The 5993-nt window shown below is 64.7% G+C and carries 4 protein-coding genes and 1 pseudogene; 3 read left to right on the forward strand and 2 right to left on the reverse strand.

Translation table 11 applies throughout. The features are described from left to right. Positions 1-153 precede the first annotated feature (153 nt). From QZ266_RS01535 to QZ266_RS01545, 3 genes are read left to right on the forward strand one after another with little or no spacing between them, the layout of a single operon-like run. Positions 154-921 carry a DUF1194 domain-containing protein gene (locus QZ266_RS01535; RefSeq protein ID WP_295691036.1) on the forward strand — a complete coding sequence of 256 codons (768 nt, stop codon included), beginning with the start codon at positions 154-156 and terminating at the stop codon, positions 919-921. Continuing rightward, positions 918-1718 carry a DUF1194 domain-containing protein gene (locus tag QZ266_RS01540; RefSeq protein WP_295691038.1) on the forward strand — a complete coding sequence of 267 codons (801 nt, stop codon included), beginning with the start codon at positions 918-920 and terminating at the stop codon, positions 1716-1718. Before QZ266_RS01535 ends, QZ266_RS01540 begins: the two co-directional genes overlap by 4 nt. Next, positions 1715-2932: a lytic murein transglycosylase gene (locus QZ266_RS01545; RefSeq protein ID WP_295691041.1), complete on the forward strand. Its 1218-nt coding sequence runs from the start codon at positions 1715-1717 to the stop codon at positions 2930-2932. Before QZ266_RS01540 ends, QZ266_RS01545 begins: the two co-directional genes overlap by 4 nt. A 77-nt stretch (positions 2933-3009) precedes the next feature. Here the strand turns inward: QZ266_RS01545 and QZ266_RS01550 are convergent. Then, positions 3010-4734: pseudogene (locus QZ266_RS01550) on the reverse strand (ATP-binding protein); the annotation flags it as partial. Between the two features lie 85 nt (positions 4735-4819). Next, on the reverse strand, positions 4820-5993 hold a 1174-nt coding region (locus QZ266_RS01555), incomplete at its 5' end, for an MFS transporter (protein ID WP_295691043.1).

Below are 5993 nucleotides of genomic sequence, written 5' to 3' on the forward strand. Positions count from 1 at the left end.
CCCGGCAATAATCCGCGCGTGCCGTCCGCCGACGAGATCATCGCCCTTTATGATGAGGTTTGGGGGTGACACATCGGACGCGTCTGCTGCGTCTTACAACTTCGAAAGTTGCTCCGGCCGGGCACGCTCCATAGTGTGCGCGGCATGACAGGCTTGGGTAAGACATGTGCCGCCGCGCTGGCGGCCTTTTTCGTGGCTGGACCGGCGGCTCTCGCCGTTCAGCCCGGTTCGATCGATGTGGATGTCGAGCTCGTGCTTGCCGTCGATATTTCCTATTCCGTGGACGAGGAAGAGGCGCGCCGTCAGCGCGAGGGCTATGTTGCGGCCCTGGCCTCCGAGGACGTGATCCGATCCATCCAGGGTGGACCGCTTGGACGCATCGCGGTGACCTATGTCGAATGGGCGGATCGCGGATTCCAACGCTCCGCAGCCGACTGGACCGTGATTGGTTCGGAAGAAGATGCGCTGGCCTTCGCCTCGCGCGTCGCCGCGGCCCCGCTCGAGCGCGGCCACTATACCGCGATCGGCGCCGCGATCGCCGATGCGGTCGAGCGGATCGAGACCAATGCCTATAACGCACCGCGCCTGATCATCGATATTTCCGGCGACGGTCCGCAGAACCAGGGCCTGCCCCTCGAGCAGGCGCGAGCCCTGGCGGATCAGGCGCAGGTCGTGGTCAATGGTCTGCCGGTCATCTCGTCCGGTGACGGGCGCTGGGTGCGGCCGGTCGAGGTCAATCTCGACGATTATTTCCGCGAGAATGTGATCACCGGACCGGGCGCCTTCGTGCTGCCGGCACGGACCGAGGACGAATTCCGCGAGGCGATCCTGCGCAAACTGATCATCGAGATTGCCGGCGCCCTGCCGAGCCATGGCGAGGTCGACCCGCTTTACGGCACCGAGGCCGGCCGCGCGCCGTGAGACGGGGCTTCGCACTTTCCGGCGCCATCGCCCTGGCCCTGACGCTTGGCGCCAGTGCGCGCGTGCCTGCGCCCTGGGTGGGTGAACCCCGTCCGCATGAATACACCGAGGATGGCCGCGAGCTGGTTGACCTGGAGCTTGTCCTTGCGGTCGACGTATCGTCCTCGATCGACGAAACCGAGGCCCGTCGCCAACGTGAGGGTCATGTTGCGGCGCTCGCCGATCCGGACATCATCTCGGCCATCCAGAGCGGCGGCTATGGCCGGATTGCCGTTGTCTATCTTGAATGGGCGGACGGGGATTTCCAGCGTGTCGTGGCGCCCTGGACAGTGATCGAGACCGAGGCAGATGCCCAGGCCTTTGCCGCCAGCCTGGCGACCGCCCCCTTTGTCTCCGGTCGACGGACAGCCATCGGGGCGGCGATCGAAAGCTCGATCACGCTGATGGAAGAAAACGCGTTCGAGGGCGTGCGCCAGGTCATCGATATATCCGGCGACGGACCGCAGAATTCCGGCTCCAGCCTGAGCCAGGCGCGCCAGCGAGCCGAGGACGCGAATATCACCATCAATGGCCTGCCGATTGCCGGCGGTCGCCAGCACCCATTTCGCCCCTCTGTCTCGATTGATGTCAGTGCTTATTTCGAAAATCAGGTGATCGCCGGGCCGGGCGCCTTTATTTCGCCCAGCAATGAGCATGATGATTTCGTGGACGCGCTGCGGCGCAAGCTTATTATTGAAATTGCCGGGCTCGATCCGCGTCTTGTCCTCGAGCCGGCTGTGCTCGTGAGGAATGGATGATCCGTCGACTGCTCGTACTTGCTGCCACCGCTTCCCTGTTCGCATCGCCCGCCCTGGCCCAGCCTGACGGTGAGAGTTTCGCCGATTGGCGCGCGGATTTTCGGACCCGCCTGATCGCCACCGGTGTGGAAGACGCGACCGCCGCAGACATGCTGGACGGGCTCGAGCCGGAAATGCGGATCATTGATCGCGATCGCAGCCAGCCCGAATTCGTGCGGCCGATCTGGTCCTATCTCGATATTGCCGCATCGGATCTGCGCATCGCCAATGGCCGCGATGCCTATGCCGAGAACCGGGCGGCCGTTGATGCGATCGCCACCCATTTCGGGGTTCGGCCGGAAATCCTGATTGCGATCTGGGGGCTGGAAAGCTCCTACGGCGCCATTCCGGGCAATAATGACATCGTTCAGGCGCTTGCGACGCTTGCCTGGGAAGGGCGACGCCGGAACTGGGCCGAGGCTCAACTGATCGCCGTCGCGGAAATGCTGGAATCCGGCTTTGCGACGCGGGCCCAGCTGACCGGGTCCTGGGCCGGCGCCATGGGCCAGATGCAATTCATCCCGACCACCTATCTCGAGCGGGCCCACGACTGGGATGGGGATGGGACCCGAAATATCTGGACGGACCCCAATGATGCCCTGGCCTCCGCGGCCAATCTCCTGGCCCTGGCCGGTTGGCGCGATGGCGCGCCGAGCATTCTGGAGGTTTCCGTGCCGGCCGATTTCGATTTTGCGGCCTGGGATCCGGGCCAGTCACGTCTCGTCAGCCAGTGGGGCCTGCTTGGCCTGACCCCGGCGGCGGGTGAATGGGAGGCGGATCACCTGATGCGCGCGGCGCGGCTGGAATTACCGGCCGGCGGGCAGGGGCCGGGATTTCTCACCTTCCCCAATTTCCGGGTCATCAAGCAGTATAACAACTCCACCTCCTACGCGATCGGAGTGGCACATCTGGCCGACCGTATCGCCGGGGAAGCGGCGCTTGTGGGTTCTTGGCCGGAGGGCAATCCGCCGATCAATCGCAGCCAGACCCGTGACGTGCAGGCTGCGCTCAACGCGCTGGGCTTTGACAGTGGGACGCCGGATGGCCTGGCTGGGCCGAATACCCGCGCCGCCCTTCGCGCCTTCCAACGGGCCAATGGCTTGATCGCTGACGGGTATCTGGGCCGGACCATGTTTGATGCGGTGATCGCCGCGCAGGGCGCCCAGACGGACTGACGACCGGGGGTCTCGTCGGGGGCTTCGGTAGCCGGCGCGGCCAGTTCGGCGCGGATCTGATTGAGCAGGCTGTTGAGCTTGCGTGGATCGATGGGCTTGGCGAGATGGCGGTTCATGCCGGCTGCCCGGTATTCCGCAATTTGGTCGGTCAGAACGTTTGCCGTGACCGCGACGACCGGGACGCGCGGCCGGTTTTCGCGGATTTCCAGCTGACGGATGCGCCGCGTCGCCTCGATCCCGTCCATGTCCGGCATCTGCACATCCATCAGGACGACATCGATATCGCCACGAATATTGACCGAGGCGATCGCCTCCAGTCCGCTATCGGCCTGGATGACGTCGACATTGTGCTTGGCCAGCATGCTTTGCAGGACGAGGCGGTTGGTTGCGACGTCGTCGACGACGAGGGCGACAAGCTTGCGGCTCTGGTCTGCCTCGGGCTTTGTTTCTTCGGCGATCACCGGGGCCTGCGTGCGCGGCAGGTTGAGCACGACCGTAAAGATCGAACCACAGCCCTCGCGCGAGCGCACTGAGATGTCGCCGCCCATCATCTTCGCAAGATGATGGCAGATCGGCAGGCCGAGGCCGGTCCCGCCATAGGAGCGGGTTGTGGAGCTGTCGGCCTGGGTGAAGGGCGCGAAAATGCTCTGGAGCTTGTCAGCCGGGACGCCGATGCCGGTATCCGCGACACAGATTTCGACCCGGTCATGGTCCGGCTTGTCAGTCGCCGAACAGCGGATCGAGACGGTAATCGTCCCCATCTGTGTGAACTTGATGGCATTGCCGACCAGATTGGTCAGGATCTGACGCAAGCGGGTCGGGTCGGCTCGATACCAGCCTTCGGCGCTGCGATCGATCGTGGCTTCCAGCTCAAGTCCTTTTTCTCGGCACGCCGGGCGGAAGGCCGAAACCGTCCAGTCCAGCGCCTGACCAAGCGAAACCTCGATGGTCTCCAGCTCGATCTCGCCCGCCTCGATCTTGGACAGGTCCAGCACATCATTGACGACGGACAGAAGCAGGTCACCGGACGCTGCGATTGTCTTGACCATCTGGCTTTGCCGATCGTCCAGCCTGGTGTCGCGCAGGACGGTGGCCATGCCCAGGACACCGTTCAGGGGCGTGCGGATTTCATGGCTCATCTGGGCCAGGAAGACCGACTTGGCCGCATTGGCGCGTTCCGCGGATTCCCGGGCATCATGCAAGCCCTGGATCGAGCGCGTGATCGCGCGCGCTGCCGGTCGGAAGATCAGGAGGACTTCCAGTGCCAGGGTGATCAGGGTGAGGATGAAGGCGGTCCATTCGAGGCGCCGGAAACTGTTCACCCGGGCGCTCGCAGCGGCCTCGAAGGCACCGGTGGCGGCGTTGAGACGCGGCAGGGCGTCCTGCGATGTCAGGAAAAGCCGGGCGACCGGCTCGATCGCGAAACCCTCGGCCCGTGCGCGTTCGGCGGTCGCAATCAGATTGCGGCTCTCCCGGTCCACCTGCCATGGCTCACCGAAATAAATCTCGCTGAGGCTGGCATCGGCTTCGGCAGCGATGACCAGCTCGTCATGCGAGCGGCGGAACAGGTCGAGCGCAGCACTGAATTCGGCCGTCTCGGCGGCCCCGGGCGCGATGGGGTGATTGGCCAGCAGAGCCAGGCGCTGGCTCAACATGCGCTGGCGTCCGGCCTCATTGATCAGTCGGCCGTCATCTTCGGCCTGGCTTGCCGCGAACTGACTCAGCGCAAGCAGGAACGCCGCGAGCGCCGCGATCAGGCCGAGGGCAAAGGCATAGCGAAGGGTGAGTTGCTGGCCGGTCATGGAGGCTGCGCGCGAAAACGTCTGGGGTGCCTACCTGTACCCAAAGATGACTAACGGGGTGTTGCGATGTTCGATTCCGGGCCGACTAGACGTCCGGCTCGACCGCAACCACGTCCACGGCCCGGCGGACGCCGGGGTGGTACCAGGCAATGAGGACCGCGATCACGCTGAGAATAACCGCGACATAATACGGCACGACATGTCCGAGCTGGTTGTACATGAACAGCCCGCCGACCGGTCCGATGATGAAGCCGAGACCGGCTGTCGCGGTGGTCAGGCCGGCGGCGCGGCCCTGCTCTTCCGGCGTCACTGCAATCGAGGCGCCGCCGACAAAGCCGGATCGCGACAGGCCGAAGGCGAAGCTGATGAGGATATAGGCGGTGACGATACCGGCGTAATTGGGGGCGATGATCATCAGGCCGAACCCGGCAATGGTGATGATGGCGCCCAGCGTCATCAGCACGCGCGGGCTGGCCTTGAGGGCAGGAATGACGACCAGTTGGGCGATAATCAGCGCGCCGGCACCGGCGGCCAGGGCGATCGCGGACATTTGCAAACCCTGGTCCTCGTCCAGACCCAGCGAGTCCATGATGAAGAAGGCCAGGGTCGACAGGCTCAGCGACTGGACGATCCAGGTCACGCAGCCATAGCCGACAAAGGGCGCGATGCGCGGGTCGGCGGCAAAGACGAATTGTTTGAACGGGTTGATCGGTCGGCTTTGCTGTTTCGGCGGTGATTGTTCCGGCAGTTTGAACCACACAGCAACAGCCCCCGCGGCCACGGTCGCCGAGATGATCACCATGAAGATCGGCACACCGACCAGCTCGACAAGGGTCGCCGCTAGGGTTGGGCCGATGACGGCCCCCATGCCAAAGGCGGCGGTCAGTCCGGCCAGCGCCTCGGTCCGCTCGGCCGGTGAAGTCCGGTCGGCGACATAGGCCTGCGCGGCGGGGTTGGTGGCCGAACCGAGGGAGCCGAACAGGGTGCGCGCCAGCGCCATGGCGAAGATGGCGGCCAGTGGCGGCACCCAGCCACTCTCCCCGGCCCAGGCCGCGCCAGCGAAAATCAGGGTCGAACAGGCAAAGGCTGACAGGCCAAACACAATGAACCCCTTGCGCCCGCGCCGGTCGGACAGCGCCCCCCAGATCGGGGTCATGGTCATGAAAAGCACCGCCGAGACCGTGTAGATCGCACCAACCCAGTATTCCGGTACGGCCAGGCCCCGCGCCAGTGGCGGCAGGATGGCGAACAGCATGTTA

The organism is uncultured Maricaulis sp. (genome assembly GCF_905480005.1).
In the GTDB taxonomy this organism is placed as follows: Bacteria; Pseudomonadota; Alphaproteobacteria; order Caulobacterales; family Maricaulaceae; genus Maricaulis.